This is a genomic window from Candidatus Protofrankia californiensis (genome assembly GCF_900634765.1).
GTDB classification, from domain to species: Bacteria; Actinomycetota; Actinomycetes; order Frankiales; family Frankiaceae; genus Protofrankia; species Protofrankia californiensis.
In genome coordinates this window covers 4358-6981 of record NZ_CAAAFT010000255.1, presented here as the reverse complement: position 1 = coordinate 6981, position 2624 = coordinate 4358, and the positions used below count along the sequence as shown (strand labels likewise).

The 2624-nt window shown below is 69.4% G+C and carries 1 protein-coding gene; it reads right to left on the bottom strand.

Going from position 1 to position 2624, the window contains the following annotated elements; genetic code table 11:
* Positions 1–2624: excinuclease ABC subunit UvrA (gene uvrA, locus DD1DGNOD_RS13825; RefSeq protein WP_131770337.1), on the bottom strand; the 2624-nt coding region annotated here is incomplete at both ends.

Genomic DNA, 2624 nt, shown 5'->3' with positions numbered 1-2624 from the left:
TTGCCCGAGAATCTCCCGCAGAAAAAAACCGGTGTGGCTCGCCTCGACCGCCGCAACCGTCTCGGGCGGCCCCTCGGCAACCACCCGGCCGCCGCCGGTACCGCCCTCCGGCCCCATGTCGATGACCCAGTCGGCGGTCTTGATGACGTCCAGGTTGTGCTCGATGACGATCACTGTATTGCCGGCGTCCACAAGCCGTCCGAGGACCCCGAGGAGCTTGCGGATGTCCTCGAAGTGCAGCCCTGTGGTGGGCTCGTCCAGGACGTAGACGGTACGCCCGGTGGAGCGCCGCTGCAGTTCGGCGGCGAGCTTGACCCGCTGTGCCTCACCGCCGGACAGCGTCGGTGCCGGCTGGCCGAGGCGGACGTAACCCAGTCCCACGTCGTCGAGGGTGCGCAGGTGCCGGGCGATCGCGGGAACGGCGGCGAAGAACTCCGCGGCCTCCTCGATCGGCATGTCGAGGACCTCGGCGATGCTGCGGTTCTTGTAGTGGACCTCCAGCGTCTCCCGGTTGTACCGGGCGCCCTGGCAGACCTCGCACGGCACGTACACGTCCGGCAGGAAGTTCATTTCGATCTTGATGGTGCCGTCCCCGGCGCAGGCCTCGCACCGGCCACCCTTGACGTTGAACGAGAAGCGCCCGGGCAGATAGCCGCGGACCTTGGCCTCGGTGGTCTCGGCGAACAGCCGTCGGATGTGGTCGAAGACACCGGTGTAGGTGGCCGGGTTCGAGCGCGGGGTGCGCCCGATCGGCGACTGGTCGACCCGGACGGCCTTGTCGAGATGATCAATTCCGGTGACGGTGCGATGCCGGCCCGGCACCTCCCGGGCGCCGTTGAGCTTGTTCGCGAGCACCGCGGCCAGGATGTCGTTGACCAGGGTGGACTTGCCCGAGCCGGAGACGCCGGTGACCGCGACGAAGCAGCTGAGCGGGAACGACACCGTCACGTCGCGCAGGTTGTGCTCGCGGGCGGCGTGGACGGTCAGCGCGCGCCCCCTGGTCGGCTGCCGCCGGATGTCGGGCACCGGGATCTCGCGGCGGCGGGATAGGTATGCCCCGGTCAGCGAGGACTCCTCGGCGAGCAGCGCGTCCACCGGGCCGGACACGACGACCTTCCCGCCGTGTTCCCCGGCTCCGGGGCCGATGTCGACGACCCAGTCGGCGGCCCGGATCGTGTCTTCGTCGTGCTCGACGACGATCAGGGTGTTGCCGAGATCCCGTAGCCGTACCAGGGTCTGGATGAGGCGGCGGTTGTCCCGCTGGTGCAGCCCGATCGAGGGCTCGTCGAGCACGTAGAGGACGCCGACCAGCCCGGAACCGATCTGGGTGGCGAGCCGGATCCGCTGCGCCTCGCCCCCGGCCAGGGTGCCGGCGGCGCGGTCCAGCGAGAGGTAGTCGAGCCCGACGTCGAGCAGGAACGCCAGCCGGGCGTCGATCTCCTTGAGCACCCGGCCGGCGATCGTGCGTTCCCGCTCGGTGAGCTCGAGGGTGCGCAGGAACTCGGCGCACTCCCCGATGGCCATACCGGCGATCTCGGCGATCGACCGGCCGCCCAGCGTCACCGCCAGAGACTCGGGCTTGAGCCGGGCGCCGCGGCAGGCCGAGCAGGCGACATCACGCATGTAGCCCTCGTAACGTTCCCGGCTGCTGTCGGACTCGGCCTCCCGGTGCCGGCGCTGCAGGAAGGCGACAACACCCTCGAAGGCCGTGTAGTACTGGCGGGTCCGGCCGTACCGGTTGGTGTAGGCAACCTGGACCTCGGTCTCACCCCGCCCGTACAGCACCGCCTTGCGAGCCCTTTCCGGCAGCCCCTCCCAGGCGATGTCCATCCGGAAGCCGAGATCGTTGGCCAGGGCTTCGAGGAGCCGGGTGAAGTACTCCTTGTTGTGACCGGCTGACCACGGGGCGACCGCTCCGGCGTCCAGCGACAGCGACGGGTCGGGAACGACCAGTTCGGGGTCGACCTCCTTGCGGGTACCCAGACCCGAGCACTCCGTACAGGCGCCGTACGGGGAGTTGAAGGAGAACGACCGCGGCTCCAGCTCCTCGAACGACAGGTCGTCGTAGAGGCAGGCCAGATGCTCGGAGTACATCCGCTCGCGATCGGGGTCGGCGGAGTCCCGGTCGACGAAGTCGACCAGCACCAGGCCGCCGCCGAGGCCGAGCGCGGTCTCGACGGAGTCCGTCAGCCGCTGCTTGGCGGACGCCTTCACCGCCAGCCGGTCGACCACCACCTCGATGGTGTGCTTGCGCTGCTTCTCCAGTTTCGGTATGTCGGTGAGCGCGAGGACGGTGCCGTCGACCCGCGCGCGGGCGAAACCCTTTGCCTGCAGGTCCGCGAACAGGTCGACGTACTCGCCCTTGCGGCCCCGCACGACCGGGGCGAGCACCTGGAACCGGGTGCCCTCGGGCAGCTCGAGCAGGCGGTCGACGATCTGCTGCGGAGTCTGCCGGGAGATCGGTCGGCCGCATTTCGGACAGTGCGGCCGACCCCCTCGCGCGAACAGCAGCCGCAGGTAGTCGTACACCTCGGTGATCGTCCCGACGGTGGAACGAGGGTTGCGCGACGTCGACTTCTGGTCGATGGAGACCGCCGGTGACAGGCCCTCGATGAAGTCGACGT